This window comes from Actinoplanes sp. URMC 104 (genome assembly GCF_051386375.1).
GTDB lineage: Bacteria > Actinomycetota > Actinomycetes > Mycobacteriales > Micromonosporaceae > Actinoplanes.
This window is the reverse complement of record NZ_JBPQTO010000007.1, coordinates 5,001-21,405: the sequence shown is the minus strand read 5'-3', so window position 1 is coordinate 21,405 and position 16,405 is coordinate 5,001. Positions and strand designations below refer to the sequence as shown.

Sequence of the window (16,405 nt, the reverse complement as noted above, 5' to 3'; positions counted from 1 at the left end):
GACGCCCGTACGTCGCAGCTCAGGCCTTGTTTCGCGAACTGGAAACAATATTGGCCGTTGTGGATACCGAAACACGGCGCTAACGTTCCGATCGATCCGGGTCACTTTCTGCCTCAGCTTCGGGAGCGCTCCCACCGACGCCTCCGCAAGCCGTGCCGTCCCCTGCTCGAAAGGCACCACGATGGACCCACACCGTTCCCCCCGGCGCCGGCGCGTCCTCGCCGCAGCCGCCACCGGCCTGGCCGCTGCGGCCGGCGCCGTCTTCGCGGTCGGCACCGCCGACGCGGCCAGCACGCTCGGCGCCTCCGCGGCCGCCACCGGCCGCTACTTCGGCACCGCCGTCGCCGCGTACAAGCTCAGCGACGCCACCTACTCCGGGATCCTCGACCGCGAGTTCACCTCCGTGACGCCCGAGAACGAGATGAAGTGGGACGCCACGGAGCCCACCCAGGGCACGTTCTCGTTCGGCTCCGCCGACCAGATCGTCGCCCAGGCCAAGGCGATCGGCGCGAAGGTGCGCGGCCACGCACTCGCCTGGCACTCCCAGCAGCCCGGCTGGGCGCAGAACCTCAGCGGCACCGCGCTGCGCAACGCCATGGTCAACCACGTCACCCAGGTCGCGACCCACTACAAGGGCCAGATCGACTCGTGGGACGTGGTGAACGAGGCCTTCGCCGACGGCGGCTCCGGTGCCCGCCGCGACTCCAACTTGCAGCGCACCGGCAACGACTGGATCGAGGTCGCGTTCCGCACCGCGCGTGCCGCCGACCCCGGCGCCAAGCTCTGCTACAACGACTACAACACCGACGGGCAGAACGCGAAGAGCAACGCGGTCTACGCCATGGTGCAGGACTTCAAGGCCCGCGGCGTCCCGATCGACTGCGTCGGCTTCCAGTCGCACTTCAACTCCGCGTCCCCGCTGCCCTCGGACTACCAGGCCAACCTGCAGCGGTTCGCGAACCTGGGCGTCGACGTGCAGATCACCGAGCTCGACATCGAGGGCTCCGGAACGGCACAGGCCAACTCGTACGCCGCCGCGGTGCGCGCCTGCCTGGCGGTGACCCGCTGCAACGGCATCACCGTGTGGGGCATCCGCGACTCCGACTCGTGGCGCGCGAGCGGCACCCCGCTGCTGTTCGACTCCAGCGGCAACAAGAAGCCCGCGTACACGGCCGCCCTCGACGCGCTGAACGGCGGCACCACCACGCCGACGACGCCCACCACGCCCACCACGCCGACCTCCCCGCCGCCGACGTCGTCGTCCCCGCCGCCTCCGACGGGCTCGGGCTGCACCGCGACGATCTCGCTCAACCAGTGGAACGGCGGATTCGTCGCCACCGTCCGGGTGACCGCGGGCTCCGCCCGGATCGGCGGCTGGACCGTGGGCGTCACCCTGCCGTCCGGCTCGGCGGTCTCCAACAGCTGGAACGCGCAGGCCAGCGGCACCAGCTTCAGCAACGTCGCCTACAACGGCTCGGTCAACGCCGGGGCGAGCACCGAGTTCGGCTTCCAGGGCACCGGCACCGGTCCGACCGCCGCGTCCTGCACGGCCCGATGAGGAAGATCCTGCGAGCCGCGGTCGCCGCTGTGGCGGCCGCGGGGCTCGCCCTCCTCGCCCCCGCGTTGCCCGCCTCGGCCGCGTCGTTGCAGGAGGTGACCGGCTTCGGCGCCAACCCCACCAACCTGCGCATGCACCTGTACGTGCCGGACCGGGTCGCCCCCAACCCCGCGCTGCTGGTCGCCGTGCACTACTGCACCGGCACCGGCCCGGCCTTCTACTCCGGCACGGAGTTCGCCTCGCTCGCCGACCAGTACGGCTACATCGTCGTCTACCCGTCGGCGACCCGCTCCGGGCAGTGCTTCGACGTGTCGACCCCCGGCGCGCTGCGGCACGACGGCAACAGCGACCCCGTGGGCATCGTGTCGATGGTCCGGTACGTGCAGCAGCGCTACAACACCGACCCGGCCCGCACCTTCGTCACCGGCGCCTCGTCCGGCGGGATGATGACCAACGTCCTGCTCGGCGACTACCCCGACGTGTTCGCCGCCGGCGCCGCCTACATGGGCGTGCCGTTCGGCTGCTTCGCCACCACCGACGGCTCGCTCTGGAACAGCGCGTGCGCCAACGGCCAGGTGTCGCGCACCCCGCAGGCGTGGGGCGACCTCGTCCGCGCCGCCTATCCCGGGTACACCGGCCGGCGCCCGCGCATGCAGCTCGTGCACGGCACCACCGACAGCACGCTGCAGTACCCCAACTTCGGCGAGGCCATCAAGCAGTGGACCAACGTGCACGGCGTCAGCCAGACGCCCGTGTTCACCGACACCCCGCAACCCGGCTGGACCCGTACGCGGTACGGCTCCGCCTCCGTGCAGGCCCCCGTCGAAGGCATCAGCGTCGCCGGCGTCGGCCACTCGCTGCCGCTGGGCGGGATGGCCCGCCTCGCGATCGCCTTCTTCGGCCTGGACGGCACCACGCCCACCACGCCCCCGCCGACCACGCCCCCGCCCACCACGCCGCCACCCACCACGCCGCCGCCCACCTCGTCGGCGTGCCGGGTGACCGCGAGCGTCAGCTCGTGGAACACCGGCCTGACCACCCAGCTCACCATCGCCAACACCGGCAGCTCCGCCATCACCGGCTGGAGCCTCGGCTTCACCCTGCCCGCCGGCCAGACGATCACGTCGGGCTGGAACGCCACCTACACGCCCACCTCCGGCCAGGTGGTCGCCCGCAACGCCGCCTACAACGGCACCCTCGCGCCCGGCTCGTCGGTCACGATCGGCTTCCAGGCCACCCACACCGGGAACAGCGCCGCGCCGAGCGGTTACACCCTCAACAGCGCCGCCTGTTCCACCACCTGATGGGGCGGCCGGCCGTCGGGCTGTGCCGGCCGTCCCATCAGCCAGGGGCGCCGCAGCGGGACCGTCCCCCGCCGCGGCGCCCCTACATATGCCTGTGGACATCTCGCCCCTATGCCTGTGGACAACTCGCCGTTTCTGTCGGCCGCCCGGCGTAAGGTGGCCGCCGTTCCCCGGGTGGGTGGGGGTATGGGCGGGCCCACCGGGTGGTGCTGCCGCGGATGGCCGCCTGGTGATGCGGTGGGCGGTCGGCTGCGCTGCCGTGGGCTGGCTGGCAGTGCCGGGGCCCTCGGCTGGTGGTGCCGCGGGCGGTCGGCTGGTGGTGCCGTCGGGTGGGCCGGTGGTGTCGTGGGCGGTCGGCGGGCGGCGCCGTGGGCTGGCTGACAGTGGAGGGACCCTCGGCTGGTGGTGCCGCGAGGCTGGCTGGTGATGCCGCAGGTGGTCGACTGCTGGCGCCGTCGGCGACCGGCTGATGCTGCTCTGGGCGGCCAGCTGGTGTGCTGCGGGCGGTCGGCTGATGCTGTCGTTGGCGGCCGGTCGGCTGGTGGTGCTGCGGGTTGCCGACGGATGCCGCCGCGGTGGCCAGTTGGTGCAGAGCGCGGTCGGCTGGTGCTGTTGCGGGCGACTGGCTGCATCGCACTGTGGTGTGTGCGCGCGTCCGGTGTCGGCGGGTCGCAAGCTGCCGGCCTGGCTGCTGTCGTCGACAGGGTGCCATGCGCGGCCGGCTGCACCGCGAAGTGCCCGCTGCGTTGCGCTACCGGCAGCGGCGACTGCACGCGCCGAATTGCCGCTGGCGTTGCGCCGCCGGGAGCGGCCGACCGCGCCCGCGGAAGTGCCGGCTGCGTTGCCGAGCGGTCGACCGCGCCCGCGGAAGTGCCGGCTGCGTTGCCGAGCGGTCGACCGCGCCCGCGGAGGTGCCGGCTGCGTTGCCGAGTGGCCGATCGCACCCGCGGAGGTGTCGGCTGCGTTGCCAGGAACGGCTGACCGCACCTGCAGAATTGCCGCTGGTGTTGCGCCGCCGGGAGCGGCCGACCGCGCTCGCAGAGGTGTCGGCTGCGTTGCCGAACGGTCGACCGCGCATGCGGAGGTGCCCGCTGCGTTGCCGAGCGGCCGACCGAGCCGCGGAAGTGCCGAACACCCGCGCAAGTGCCGACCGCGGCGCGCTGCCGGGCGGGCGACGCGGACCCGAGGGGCGCCGGCAAGCGGCGGAGCACCGGAAGGGGGCAGCCTCAAACCGTGCGCAGGTCCAAGGTGTGCCAGGTGATCTGCTCGTCGTCGGTGGCGGTGGACCACCACAGCATGCCGCCGCGGGAGAAGGCGCCGTCGGCGTCGCGGGCCACGTCGACGGTGCGGCCGGTGGCGATGTCGTGGACGACCAGCGCGGCCGCCCCCGTCACGTCGGTGTCGGGGCCGGGTTCGGCGAGGATCTCGAAACGGTCCAGCACGGCCACGTCGGTGATCGCGGCCTGGGCGGCCCCGCCGGCGATCCGGCGGCGGTCGGAGCCGTCGGGGCGCACCAGCTCGATGCCGGCCAGGGCCTGGTCGCCCATCACCATCGCGCGGCACCAGACGGGCTGGCAGGTGAGCTGTTCGACGCCGGAGCTGACGATCGGCGTGTCCCGGGCGGTGGCCAGGTTGCGCAGCCGCGGCTCGCCCGAGGTGCTGCCGTCGTCGACCAGCCACGGCCACGCCGACATCGCCCATTGGCCGGGCTCGACCCGTACGGTCACCTGGCCCCCGCCGACGGGCACCGAGCGGATCTCGGTCTCCTTGGTGGCGTCGCCCGGAGCGGCCGTCCAGTGCACTTTGCCCTCGGCGACGACCAGGTCGTACTGGTTGCCGTAGAACACAGCGTTGCCGGTGTCCGCGGTCAGCGGCCGCGCCGCGCCGCCGCTGCGGTTGGCTGTCCAGAGGCGTACGGATGTGGACGCGGCGGTCGACTCGGCCCAGAAGATCTGGTCGCCGGCGACCGTGAACGCCTCGAACTGCGGGTTGTCCTCCAGCGACACCCGGCGCAGCTCGCGCAGCCGGTCGCCGGAGCGCAGCAGCAGCCGGCTCTGGGCGCCGCTGGGTGTGGGCGCCGTGCCGACCGCGGTGGTGGCGTCGAGGAACATCGACGGCGTGAACAGCGGGCCGTCCGGAAGCCCGGCGGGCAGGTCGGCGCGGCGCGCGTCCGGCCACGCCGTGCGCGCGTCGGTGCGGGCCGGCGGGGCGGGTTTCTCGCGGCCGCCGGGCGCGGCGCCGATCAGCACGCCGCCGGCAGCCAGCGCGACAACCAGGGCGGCCACGGTCGGCCAGGTGCGTACGGGGCTCATGCGTACGGCTGCTTCGGTTCGGGGACCTGCTGCCAGGTCTTCACCTCGAAGTAGGCGACGTCCACCTTGTTCAGCGGGTCCTTGGCGGTGCGGCTGGTGTACCCGCCGACGACCTCGACCCACGTGTCAGCGGGCACGTCGATCGGCGCGCGCCCGTCCAGCCCGATCTTGATGGGGCGGCCGTCGGCGGCGCAGCACGACAGCACGATGCGGGCCAGCATCGGCGCGCCGTCGGGGGCGGTGGTGAGGAACCCGGTCAGCCGCAGGTCGCGGCCCTCGAGGCTCCTGCCGGAGTCGAACAGCGCGCGCGAGGCGTAGTCGAGCAGGCTGAGCTCGACCGGGTCGCCCGCGGGCAGCGGCGGATAGTCGGAGTCGCCCACCGGCTGCGCGACCACGCTGCCGGCCTGGTTCGCCGCGTACGACCCGAGGGCCGGCGGCGCCACCAGCAGCAGCCCCAGCACCGGCAGGATCAGCAGCCACCCCACGGCCGGCCCGTGGTGCTCGTGATCGTGCCCGTGTTCGTCCTCGTGCCCGGCGGGGTCGCGGAACGCGTACCAGATCGTCATCACGGCCGCCGCCACGAGCAGCACGCCCGTGGCGATCAGGAACGGCCGCAGCCCCTCCTTGACGTACCGCAGATAGAGGTCGGTGAACGACGCGCGCAGGATCGCCCCGCCGAACAGCAGGAGGACGACGCCCTGGGTCAGCCGGCTCACAGCAGCATCACCCCGACGACCGTGCCGACCAGCACCGCGACCACGAAGGTCGCCGGCGCGAAGCGGGAGGCGAACCGGCGGCCGAACACCCCGGTCTGCATCGAGATCAGCTTGAGGTCCACCATCGGCCCCACCACGAGGAACACCAGCCGGGACGTGAGCGAGAACTGGCTGAGCGAGGCCGCCACGAATGCGTCCGCCTCGCTGCAGATCGACAGCAGCACGGCCAGCACCGCGAGCGCGATGACCGACAGCACCGCGTTCGCGGCCAGGCCGGTCAGCCACGCCTCGGGCACCACCACGTTGATCGTCGCCGCGGCCGCCGCGCCGATCACCAGGAAGCCGCCCGCGTGCAGCACGTCGTGCCGGCAGGCCGCCCAGAACGCGCGGGCCCGCGACAGGTCGTCGAGCTCGGGCCGGTGCGGCAGCCGGATCCACTCGGTCCGGCCCAGCCGCAGCCACAACCAGCCGATCAGGACGGCCACCACCAGGCTCGCGAGCCCGCGGGCCACCGCCACCTCGGGCCGCCCGGGGAAGGCGACCACGGTGGCGGTCAGCACGATCGGGTTGATCGCCGGCGCCGCGAGCAGGAACGCCAGCGCCGCCGCGGGGGTCACGCCGCGCCGGATGAGCGAGCCCGCGATCGGCACGCTGCCGCACTCGCACCCCGGCAGCACGACTCCGGCCAGCCCCGCGGCGGGCACGGCCAGCGCCGGATGGCCGGGCAGCGCCCTGGCCCAGAACGACCGGGGCACGTAGACCGCGATCACCGCGGACAGCGCCACCCCGAACGCCAGGAACGGCGCCGCCTGCACCAGCACCGAGACGAACACGGTGGTCCAGGTCTGCAGCCCGGGCGCCGACACCAGGCCGGCCAGCGGCCCGCGCAGGACGACGAGCAGGACGAGCAGCCCGGCCAGCACCTCCAGCGAGCCGATCCGCCGCTCGGGCCCGGCGGCCCGGGGGGAGGGCGGCGGCGTCCAGTCGATCTCCTCATCGTCGAGGCGGGTCGAGGGGCGGGTCAAGAGCTCACTCCAATGCGGTCGGCCGCGCCCAACATACCTGCCGCGGACCGCCGCGCCGAAGCGCCTACCTGCGCATATGTTGATCTGTGCATGCGTCGGGATGCCGACTGGCGGGCGTCCGTCGCCGTGCTAAACACATGCGCATGGAGGACCGCGAACTGCTCGACCGGCAGGCGGCTCTGCAGGCCGACGGCGCCGAACTGCTGACCCGGCTCGCGGTCGTCGGCCGGCTCGAGCCGACCGGCAGCTTCGTGTCCGGGCTGATGGTCTGGCGCGACCTCGACGTCATGCTGCTCGGCGGCGCGTCGTTCGGCCCGCACGACGTCCTCGCTCTGCTCGGCCGGGCGGTCGACCTGCCCGGCCTGACCGGCTTCGACTGCGCCGACGAGCGGGGCGAGCGCTCACCCACCGGTGAGCGCCGGGACGAGCGCTTCCACGTGACGCTGCGGGCCGGCGGCTGGCGGGTCGACCTGTCGATCTGGCTGCACGACCCGCACGACACCGTGACGGCGTACCACCGGCGGCTGGCCGCCACGCTCACCGAGCAGCAGCGGCTGACGATCCTGCGCATCAAGGACGTCTGGCACCGCCGCCCGGAGTACCCGGACGAGGTCAGCGGCTTCGAGGTCTACACCGCGGTCCTGGAGCACGGCGTGGCCACACCCGAGCAGTTCGGGGCGTGGCTGGCGCGCTCCCGCGCCGGTCAGAAGCCGATCGGCAGCCCCGCGTAGTTCTCGGCCAGACCCGTGGCGCCGGCCGCGCTCGTGGTGACCCAGCGCAACTGCGACAGCTGCAACTGCGCGTCGAACTCGTCGCCGCTGGTGTGCAGCATCGTGGTCATCCACCACGAGAAGTGGGTGCAGCGCCAGACGCGGCGCAGGGCGTCGTCCGAGTAGCTGTCCGCCGGGCGGGGATCGTGCTCGCGCAGCAGCGCCACCAGGGCGCGGCTGAGCAGGGCGACGTCGGCGATCGCGAGGTTGAGGCCCTTGGCGCCGGTCGGGGGCACGATGTGGGCGGCGTCGCCGGCCAGGAACAGCCGCCCGCGCCGCATCGGCGTCTGCACGTAGCTGCGCATCGGCAGCACGCTCTTGTCGGTGATCGGGCCCGGCGTCAGCTTCCAGCCGTCCTGCCCGTGCCCGAGCCGGGTGGCGAGCTCGGCCCAGATCCGGTCGTCGGGCCAGTCGGCGGGGTCGGTGCCGTTGGGCACCTGCAGATACAGCCGGCTCACCGTCTCGGAGCGCATGGAGTGCAGCGCGAACCCGTCGGGATGCCAGGCGTAGATCAGCTCGTCGGTGGAGGGCGCGACGTCGGCCAGGATGCCGAGCCAGGAGTACGGATACACGCGCTCGAACCGTTGGGCGGGCGCGGCCACGGCGCGCGAGGGCCCGAACGAGCCGTCACACCCGGCGATCACGTCCGCGTCCAGGCGCTGCGCCCGGCCGGCGGCGTCCACGAAGGTCACGTACGGCCGTTCGGTCTCGACGTCGTGCAGCTGCACCTCGCCGGCCTCGTAGTGCACGACCGCCGTCCCGGCCGCCACCAGGTCCTTCTGCACCTCGGTCTGGCCGTACACCCAGACGCTGCGGCCCGCCAGGTCGACGAAGTCGAGGTGGTGCCGCTCGCCGGGCATCTGCAGGTAGATGCCGCGGTGCTCGTGGCCCTCGGCCCGCAGCCGCGCGCCCAGCCCCACCGACTCGAGCAGCTCGACGCTCGAGCTCTCCAGGATGCCGGCCCGGATGCGGGCGGCCACGTACTCCTGCGAGCGGGTCTCGATCACCACCGCGTCGACACCGCCGCGGTGCAGCAGATGGGCGAGCAGCAGCCCCGCCGGGCCCGCGCCGATGACGGCGACCTGAGTGCGCATGGGTCCAGCCAACGGCAGCGCGCGGCGGGCGGCAAGGACCTATTTCCACTCCGCGGAAGCCAGGGTCCGGGCGATGCCGCGCGCGGCGACCTGCAGCGCGGCCACCAACCGGGCCTGCTCGCGGCGCAGGTCGGCCACCACGATGCCGAGCGCGGCCACCACGTCCTCGCCGGGCCCCCGTACGGGCACCGCCACCGAGCACGCACCCAGGCTCATCTCCTCGCCCGTGGTGGCGTACCCCTCGGCCCGTACCCTCCGCAGCTGGTCGGCGAGCCGCGCCGGTTGCGTGACCGTGTACGGCGTGACCCGCGTCAGCCGGGCGAACGCCTCCTTCCGGACGTCCTCCGGGGCGTACGCCAGCAGGACCTTCCCGACCCCCGTCGCGTGCATCGGCAGCCGCGAGCCGATCTCGCTGACCACCGGGACCGAGTCGTGCCCGGACAGCCTGTCGACGTAGAGCACCTCGCTCCCGTCCCGCACGGCCAGGTGCACCGTGGCCAGCGTCGCGCCGTAGATGTCGTGCAGGAACGGCGACGCCGCCTGGCGCAGCCCCGACTGCACCGGCGCCAGCAGCCCCAGGTCCCACAGCCGCCGGCCGATCACGTACTCGCCCGACGGCAACCGGGCCAGCGCGCCCCACTTGTGCAGCTCGGCGACGAGCCGGTGCGCGGTGGCCAGCGGCAGCCCGGCCCGCCGGGCCAGCCCGCTCAGCGTCAGGCTGCGGTGCTCCGGGTCGAACGCGCCGAGCACGGCGAGGGCCCGGGACGTCACGCTCGGGGCCATCAGCACCTCTTCCGTCCAGTGGAAGGCAAGTATCGTCTCGCGATTCCCGCCTGGTCTAGCGTCGCGGACGTGACGAGCCAGGCGGAGATCAATCGTGAGATCGAGGAGCTGCGCGGGAGCGACGGACCGCAACCGCGCCTGGACTACCCGCCGTATCGCAGCAGCGCCCTGAGGCACCCGGAGCGTGACGCACTGCTGGTCGACCCGGAGGGCGTCGAGCTGTGGGCGCCGTGCTTCGGGCGCGCCGACGTCGACGACGCCGAGGCCGACCTGACCAGCCGGCACGCCGGGGAGCCGCTGGGCGAGCGCATCGTGGTCACCGGCCGCGTCACGGACGGCGAGGGCAGGCCCGTACGCCGTCAGCTCGTCGAGATCTGGCAGGCCAACGCGGCCGGGCGCTACTGGCACCAGCGCGACCGGCACCCGGCGCCGCTCGACCCGAACTTCACCGGGGCGGGCCGCTGCCTGACCGACGACGACGGCGTCTACACGTTCCAGACGATCAAGCCCGGGGCGTACCCGTGGCGCAACCACGTCAACGCGTGGCGCCCGGCGCACATCCACTTCTCGCTGTTCGGCACCGACTTCACCCAGCGCCTGGTCACGCAGATGTACTTTCCGGGCGACCCACTGTTCGACCTGGACCCGATCTACCAGTCGATCACCGACCCCAAGGCGCGCGAGCTGCTGGTCGCCACCTACGACCACGACCTGAACACCCCGGAGTACCGGCTCGGCTACCGCTGGGACATCGTGCTGAGCGGCACCCACCGGACCCCTCTGGAGGAGCAGCCGTGAGCTTCGCGCCGGGCCAGACCGTCGGGCCGTTCTTCCACCTCGGGCTGCCATACGACGGCGGCAACCTGCTCGTTCCGGCCGGACATCCCGAGAGCGTACGGCTGCACGGGCGCGTGCTCGACGGCCGGGGCGACCCGGTGCCGGACGCGCTGATCGAGCTGTGGCAGGCCGACCCGGCCGGGCGCGTGCCCCGCGAGACCGGCTCGCTGCGCCGCGACGGCTACACGTTCACCGGGTGGGGCCGGGCGCAGACCGACGGCGACGGCCACTACTGGTTCTCCACGCTGGTGCCGGGCGCCACCGAGCCGGGCCGGCGCCCGTTCTTCGCCGTCACCGTGTTCGCCCGCGGGCTCACCGACCGGCTCTTCACCCGCGCCTATCCGCCCGGCGACGGCGCCGACCCGCTTCTCGACGGGCTCCCGGCCGGCCGCCGCGATACGCTGATCGCCACCCGTACCGAGCGCGGCCTGCGCTTCGACATCCACCTGCAGGGCGAGGGGGAGACGGTGTTCCTGACCTACCCGCGGCAGGCGCGATGAGCCGGCGCCCATGAGCGACCTGCTCTGGCCCGGCGACGCCCGCAGCGGCGCGATCTGCAGCGACGCGACCGTGCTGGCCGCCCTGGTGCGGGTCGAGGAGGCCTGGATCGACGCCGACCTGTCCGGGCTGGCAGGCCCGGACGACCTGCCCGCCCTGGCCGTCGCGGCCGAGGAGGGCGGCAACCCGGTGATCCCGCTGCTCGCCCTGCTGCGCGAGCGGCTCGGCGACGACCCCCGGGCCGAGGTCCTGCACCGCGGCCTGACCAGCCAGGACGTGCTCGACACCGGGCTCGTGCTCTGCCTGCGCGAGGCCGCCGGCCGGGTGCGCGGCGACCTCGACGCGCAGATCGCCACGCTGGCCGCGCTCGCCGACCGGCACCGGCACACCGGCCTGGCCGGGCGCACGCTGACCCAGCACGCCGTGCCGATCACCTTCGGCCTCAAGGTCGCCGGCTGGCTGCAGGGCGTGCTCGACGCCCGCGACACCCTCGCCCGCGCCGCGCGGCTGCCCATCCAGCTCGGCGGCGCGGCGGGAAGCCTGGCTGCCCCCGTCGCGCTCGCCGGGTCGCCCGCCGCCGCGCTCGCCCGGGTGGCCGCCACCGCCGAGCGCCTCGGCCTGCCGCTGCGCGAGCCGTGGCACACCAGCCGCGCGCCGCTGACCGGCTTCGGCGACGCACTGGTCACCTGCACCGACGCCTGGGGCCGGATCGCCGCCGACGTGCTGGTCGCCGCCCGCCCCGAGATCGGCGAGCTGACCTCCGCGCGTACGGGCGGGTCCTCGGCGATGCCCGGCAAGCGCAACCCGACGCTGGCGGTGCTGGTGCGGCGGGCCGCGCTGGCCGGGCCCCCGCTCGCCGCCACGCTGCACACCGCCGCCGCGACCATGGTCGACGAGCGCGCGGACGGCGCCTGGCACGTCGAGTGGGCCACGCTGCGCACGCTCGCCCGGCGTACGGTCACCGCCGGTTCGCAGACCGCCGAGCTGCTCGCCGGCCTGCGCGTCGACGAGCAGCGGATGGCCGCCACGCTCGCCGCGGCCCGGCCGGGCATCGACGCCGAACAGCGCACGTACGAGCAGACCGGCGGCCCCTACCGCGGAGCCACCGACGAGATCATCGATGCCGCGCTGAAGCGGGCGGGGGAGAGGCCATGCTGACCGCCACCACGATCGTCGACGCCCCCGGCCGCCCGCTGCTGCTGCTCGGGCCCTCGCTGGGCACCTCCGCCGAGACCCTGTGGCGGCGCTGCGCCGAACGCCTCCGCGGCGCCCACCACGTCGTCGGCTGGGACCTGCCCGGCCACGGCGAGAGCAAGCCCGCGGCCGGCGGCTTCGGCATCGCCGGGCTGGCCCGCGGCGTGCTCACGCTCGCCGACCGGCTGCGGCCCGGCGAGCCGTTCCGCTACGCGGGCGTGTCCGTCGGCGGCGCGGTCGGCCTGCAACTGCTGCTCGACGCGCCCGAGCGGGTCGAGTCCGCCGCGCTGATCTGCACCGGCGCCCGCATCGGCGAGAGCGCCGGGTGGCGCCAGCGGGCCGAGACGGTCCGCTCCGACGGCACGAACGCCGTGGTCAGCGGCTCGCAGCAGCGGTGGTTCGCGCCCGGCTTCGCCCAGCGCTCGCCCGGCGTCGCGGCCGCGCTGCTCGACGCGCTGCGCGCCACCGACCCGGAGAGCTACGCGCTGGTCTGCGAGGCCCTGGCCGCCTTCGACGTCCGCGACCGGCTGGGCGAGATCACCGCGCCCGTGCTGGCGATCGCGGGCGCCGACGACCAGCCCACCCCGCCGGACAACCTCGCCGCGATCGCCTCCGGCGTCCGCAACGGCCGGCTCGTCGTGCTCGAGGGCGCCGCCCACCTGGCCCCCGCCGAGCGACCCGACGAGGTCGCGGCGCTGCTCGACGAGCACTTCGGCGGGCCTCCGACGCTCGACCGGGTCCGCGCGGCCGGCCTGGCCGTGCGGCGCCAGGTGCTCGGCGACGAGCACGTCGACCGGGCGATCGCGGGCACCACCGAGTTCACCCGCGACTTCCAGGACCTCATCACCGCGTACGCCTGGGGGGAGATCTGGACCCGCCCGGGCCTCGACCGCCGCAGCCGCTCGATGATCACCCTGACCGCGCTGGTCGCCCTCGGCCACCACGACGAGCTGGCGATGCACGTGCGCGCCGCCCGCACCAACGGCCTCACCGACGACGAGATCAAGGAGGTGCTGTTGCAGACCGCGATCTACTGCGGCGTGCCCGCCGCGAACTCGGCCTTCCGCATCGCCCAGCGGGTCCTCGCCGGAGAGACCGAATGACCGCCCCCACCTTCATCGCCCTTCCCGCCTCCCGCGCCCTTGCGCCTCTGCGAGCCTTTCCCTCTCCCACCTCCCTTCCGGGAGGTCTCGGATGAGCGCGTCGATCATGGAGGCCGCCGGCGCGGTCTCGGTGGTGCGCGACGGCGACACGGTGCTGGTCGGCGGGTTCGGCATGGCCGGGATGCCGGTCGAGCTCATCGACGCGCTGATCGCGCACGGGGCGGGCGACCTGACGATCGTCAGCAACAACGCGGGCAACGGCGACACCGGGCTCGCCGCGCTGCTGGCCGCCGGGCGCGTCCGCAAGGTCGTCTGCTCGTTCCCGAGACAGGCCGACTCGTACGTCTTCGACGGCCTCTACCGCGCCGGAAAGATCGAGCTCGAGGTCGTGCCGCAGGGCAACCTGGCCGAACGTCTGCGCGCCGCCGGCGCGGGGATCGGCGCCTTCTACACCCCCACCGGCGCCGGCACTCCGCTCGCTGAGGGCAAGGAGACGCGGGTGATCGACGGACGCGAGTACGTCCTCGAGTTCCCCCTGCGCGGCGACGTGGCCCTGATCCGCGCGCACGTGGCCGACCGCATGGGCAACCTGGTGTACCGCAAGACCGCCCGCAACTTCGGCCCCGTGATGGCCACCGCCGCCACCGTCACGATCGCCCAGGTGTCCCGGGTCGTCGACGTCGGCGGCCTGGACCCCGAGGCCGTCGTCACCCCCGCCATTTACGTCAACCGCGTGGTCCCGATCCCGACCGTCTCCCCGTCGTCCGCGCCTACCGCTATCCCCTCCTCGCCGGCTGCGGAGGTGGCGCGATGAGCCTGTCGCGGGAGGAGATGGCGCGCATCGTCGCCCGGGACATCCCGGACGGCGCCTACGTCAACCTGGGAATCGGCCAGCCCACGATGGTCGCCGACCATCTGCGCCCGGACAGCGGCGTCGTCCTGCACACCGAGAACGGCATGCTGGGCATGGGCGGCCCCGCCACCGGCGACCGGATCGACCCCGACCTCACCAACGCGGGCAAGCAGCCGGTCACCGAGCTGCCCGGCGCCTCGTACTTCCATCACGCCGACTCGTTCGCGATGATGCGCGGCGGCCACCTCGACGTGTGCATCATGGGCGCCTTCCAGGTGTCCTCGGCCGGCGACCTGGCGAACTGGTCGACGGGCGCCCCCGGCGCGATCCCCGCGGTCGGCGGCGCCATGGACCTGGCCATCGGCGCCAAGCAGGTCTTCGTGATGATGAGCCTGTTCGCCAAGAACGGCGAGCCGAAGCTGGTGCCCGAGTGCACCTTTCCGCTGACCGGGCGTGGCTGCGTGAGCAGGGTCTACACCGACGTGGCGACGTTCGCCCTCGGGCCGGACGGCGTGCGGGTCGTCGAAACGTTCGGGATCACGCTCGACGAGCTGATCACACGGGTTGGCATGCCGCTGGTATCTTCGCCGTCAGTTTGAATGATCTTTGCTTTTGCGTCGTCCGACGTTCGTCGCGCGCCGTGCCGGTCAGGGTGATTCGTTTCTCACCGTGAAAACCTGCACGGCGTGCAGCTTCGGGACGATCGTGGGAGATCACCATTCCGATCTCCCGGCGAGATCGTCCGGAGGTGCACGTGAACGGCACGGCTGTACGTCGCGCGCTACGGGAGTTCGTCCTGGTCGCCGCGCTGTTCCTCGCGTACAAGATGGGTCGCCTGCTCGTCGACGGCCACGTGACCGAGGCGATGAACAACGCCGCCGCGGTCTGGCACTTCGAACGCGCCCTGCACCTGCCCAGCGAGGCCCGCCTCCAGGGCGCCCTGCTCAGCCACGAGTTCTGGGTGCGGGCCGCCAACTGCTTCTACGCGTACGTCCATTTCCCGGCCACGGCCCTGGCCCTGGTCTGGCTGTACGTCCGCAAGCCCGAGACCTATCTCTGGATGCGCCGCACCCTCGCCACGCTCACCGCCTTCGCCCTCGTCGTGCACTCCCTCTTCCCGCTCGCGCCGCCCCGGATGCTCGCCGCGGCCGGCATGGTCGACACCGGGCGCCTCTTCGGCCCCTCCGTCTACGGACCGCCCGCGACCGACACGCTCAGCAACCAGTACGCGGCCATGCCCTCGCTGCACGTGGGCTGGGCCGTCGTCGTGGCACTCGCGCTGGTGACCACCACCGCGGGCTGGAAGCGCTGGCTCTGGCTCGCCCACCCGGCGCTCACGCTGATCGTCGTGGTCGTGACCGGCAACCACTACTGGGTCGACGCGCTCGCCGTCCTGGGCCTGCTCGGGGTCGTGCTGGCCCTGGTGCCCCGCGTCGCGCCCGCGCCCGTCTTCGTCCCGGCTCAGCGCCCGGCGCCGGTGGCCGTCACCCGTACACCCTCCTCCCGCTCACGTAGGTAGACGCCACCCGGGCGTCCCCGATCTGCTCCGGCGGCGCCTCGAACGGGTCCCGGTCGAGCACCACGAGATCCGCCACGTACCCCTCCGCGAGGCGCCCGGAGTCGTCACGCCTGTTCACGTACGCCGACCCGGCCGTGTACGCCGTGATCGCCGTCCGCAGGTCGAGCCGCTGCTCGGGAAGGAACGGCTCCCGCTGCTCCGCCGGGAGCACCCGGTTGACGGCCACGTGGATGCCCTGCAACGGGTCGGGCGTGCTCACCGGCCAGTCGCTGCCGCCCGCCAGCCGTGCGCCGCTGCGCAGCAGATCGCCGAACGGGTACTGCCGGCCCACGGCCGCCGGGTCCAGGAACGGGATCGTCAGGTCGTCCATCTGCGGCTCGTGCACCGCCCAGTAGGGCTGCATGTTCGCCGTCGCGCCCAGCCGGGCGAACCGCGGCACGTCGTCGGGGTGCACCACCTGCAGGTGTGCGAGGTGCGGACGGGTGTCGCTCGGACCGTTCGCCCGGCGCGCCGCCTCGATCGCGTCGAGCGCGTCGCGGACCGCCCGGTCGCCCAGCGCGTGGAAGTGCGCCTGAAAGCCGAGCCGGTCCAGCTCCGTGACGTAGCGGGGCAGCGCGGCCGGGTCGATGAACGACAACCCCCGATTGCCCGTGGCGTGACCGCACGCGTCCCGGTAGGGCTCGGTCATCGCGGCCGTGAAGTTCTCCGCGATCCCGTCCAGCATCAGCTTCACCGTGTCGCAGCGCAGCCGCCCCACGGTCAGCTCCGCCCGCTTGGCGACCAGGTCCGCGATCTGCTCCGCACCCCGATCCCGGTCCCACCACAGCGCCCCGACGACC

Annotated in this window: 16 protein-coding genes (1 of these 16 running past the window's edge); 10 read left to right on the top strand and 6 right to left on the bottom strand. The window is 73.6% G+C overall.

Annotated elements, in window-relative coordinates:
- Positions 1-181 precede the first annotated feature (181 nt).
- Positions 182-1,558 (top strand): endo-1,4-beta-xylanase, encoded by a 1,377-nt coding sequence (locus tag ACSNN8_RS21825; RefSeq protein WP_436651116.1) that lies wholly within the window; start codon positions 182-184, stop codon positions 1,556-1,558.
- Positions 1,555-2,862 (top strand): extracellular catalytic domain type 1 short-chain-length polyhydroxyalkanoate depolymerase, encoded by a 1,308-nt coding sequence (locus ACSNN8_RS21820; protein ID WP_436651115.1) that lies wholly within the window; start codon positions 1,555-1,557, stop codon positions 2,860-2,862. Before ACSNN8_RS21825 ends, ACSNN8_RS21820 begins: the two co-directional genes overlap by 4 nt.
- Before the next feature lie 1,226 nt (positions 2,863-4,088).
- On the opposite strand, the gene ACSNN8_RS21815 is transcribed toward ACSNN8_RS21820, so the two are convergent.
- From ACSNN8_RS21815 to ACSNN8_RS21805, 3 genes are read right to left on the bottom strand one after another with little or no spacing between them, the layout of a single operon-like run.
- Entirely contained in the window at positions 4,089-5,174 is a 1,086-nt protein-coding gene (locus ACSNN8_RS21815) for a hypothetical protein (protein ID WP_436651114.1), read from the bottom strand.
- Positions 5,171-5,890 carry a TIGR03943 family putative permease subunit gene (locus ACSNN8_RS21810; protein WP_436651113.1) on the bottom strand — a complete coding sequence of 240 codons (720 nt, stop codon included), beginning with the start codon at positions 5,888-5,890 and terminating at the stop codon, positions 5,171-5,173. Before ACSNN8_RS21810 ends, ACSNN8_RS21815 begins: the two co-directional genes overlap by 4 nt.
- On the bottom strand, positions 5,887-6,879 hold the full coding sequence (locus ACSNN8_RS21805; protein ID WP_436651967.1) for a permease: 993 nt from the start codon (positions 6,877-6,879) through the stop codon (positions 5,887-5,889). Before ACSNN8_RS21805 ends, ACSNN8_RS21810 begins: the two co-directional genes overlap by 4 nt.
- A gap of 179 nt (positions 6,880-7,058) precedes the next feature.
- Between ACSNN8_RS21805 and ACSNN8_RS21800 the strand changes: the two genes are divergently transcribed.
- Positions 7,059-7,646, top strand: coding sequence for a hypothetical protein (locus ACSNN8_RS21800; protein WP_436651112.1), 588 nt, complete (start codon positions 7,059-7,061; stop codon positions 7,644-7,646).
- Here the strand turns inward: ACSNN8_RS21800 and ACSNN8_RS21795 are convergent.
- Positions 7,619-8,779 carry a 4-hydroxybenzoate 3-monooxygenase gene (locus ACSNN8_RS21795; RefSeq protein WP_436651111.1) on the bottom strand — a complete coding sequence of 387 codons (1,161 nt, stop codon included), beginning with the start codon at positions 8,777-8,779 and terminating at the stop codon, positions 7,619-7,621. The two genes, ACSNN8_RS21800 and ACSNN8_RS21795, sit on opposite strands and share 28 nt — an antisense overlap.
- A gap of 39 nt (positions 8,780-8,818) precedes the next feature.
- On the bottom strand, positions 8,819-9,562 hold the full coding sequence (locus ACSNN8_RS21790; RefSeq protein ID WP_436651110.1) for an IclR family transcriptional regulator: 744 nt from the start codon (positions 9,560-9,562) through the stop codon (positions 8,819-8,821).
- Positions 9,563-9,631: 69 nt separating this feature from the next.
- On the opposite strand from ACSNN8_RS21790, the gene pcaH reads away from it, so the two are divergent.
- From pcaH to ACSNN8_RS21755, 7 genes are all read left to right on the top strand, one after another.
- Positions 9,632-10,360, top strand: coding sequence for a protocatechuate 3,4-dioxygenase subunit beta (gene pcaH / locus ACSNN8_RS21785; protein WP_436651109.1), 729 nt, complete (start codon positions 9,632-9,634; stop codon positions 10,358-10,360).
- A complete protein-coding gene (gene pcaG, locus ACSNN8_RS21780; protein WP_436651108.1) occupies positions 10,357-10,899 on the top strand; it encodes a protocatechuate 3,4-dioxygenase subunit alpha in 543 nt (180 codons plus the stop codon). The genes pcaH and pcaG overlap by 4 nt, the downstream gene beginning before the upstream one ends.
- 10 nt (positions 10,900-10,909) lie before the next feature.
- Complete coding sequence (locus ACSNN8_RS21775) at positions 10,910-12,055, top strand: lyase family protein (RefSeq protein ID WP_436651107.1); 1,146 nt, start codon at positions 10,910-10,912, stop codon at positions 12,053-12,055.
- Complete coding sequence (gene pcaDC, locus ACSNN8_RS21770; protein ID WP_436651106.1) at positions 12,049-13,194, top strand: bifunctional 3-oxoadipate enol-lactonase/4-carboxymuconolactone decarboxylase PcaDC; 1,146 nt, start codon at positions 12,049-12,051, stop codon at positions 13,192-13,194. The genes ACSNN8_RS21775 and pcaDC overlap by 7 nt, the downstream gene beginning before the upstream one ends.
- A gap of 91 nt (positions 13,195-13,285) precedes the next feature.
- Positions 13,286-14,008, top strand: coding sequence for a 3-oxoacid CoA-transferase subunit A (locus ACSNN8_RS21765; protein ID WP_436651105.1), 723 nt, complete (start codon positions 13,286-13,288; stop codon positions 14,006-14,008).
- The gene (locus ACSNN8_RS21760; protein WP_436651104.1) at positions 14,005-14,646 is read left to right on the top strand and encodes a 3-oxoacid CoA-transferase subunit B; all 642 of its coding nucleotides are present in this window, start codon (positions 14,005-14,007) and stop codon (positions 14,644-14,646) included. The genes ACSNN8_RS21765 and ACSNN8_RS21760 overlap by 4 nt, the downstream gene beginning before the upstream one ends.
- Before the next feature lie 155 nt (positions 14,647-14,801).
- The gene (locus tag ACSNN8_RS21755; RefSeq protein WP_436651103.1) at positions 14,802-15,566 is read left to right on the top strand and encodes a phosphatase PAP2 family protein; all 765 of its coding nucleotides are present in this window, start codon (positions 14,802-14,804) and stop codon (positions 15,564-15,566) included.
- On the opposite strand, the gene ACSNN8_RS21750 is transcribed toward ACSNN8_RS21755, so the two are convergent.
- A protein-coding gene (locus ACSNN8_RS21750) for an amidohydrolase (protein WP_436651102.1) crosses the window boundary here: on the bottom strand, positions 15,532-16,405 show its 3' portion. The gene runs 755 nt beyond the window's last position; the window shows 874 of its 1,629 coding nt (coding positions 756-1,629); its start codon lies off the right edge, out of view; it ends in the stop codon at positions 15,532-15,534. The genes ACSNN8_RS21755 and ACSNN8_RS21750 overlap by 35 nt on opposite strands.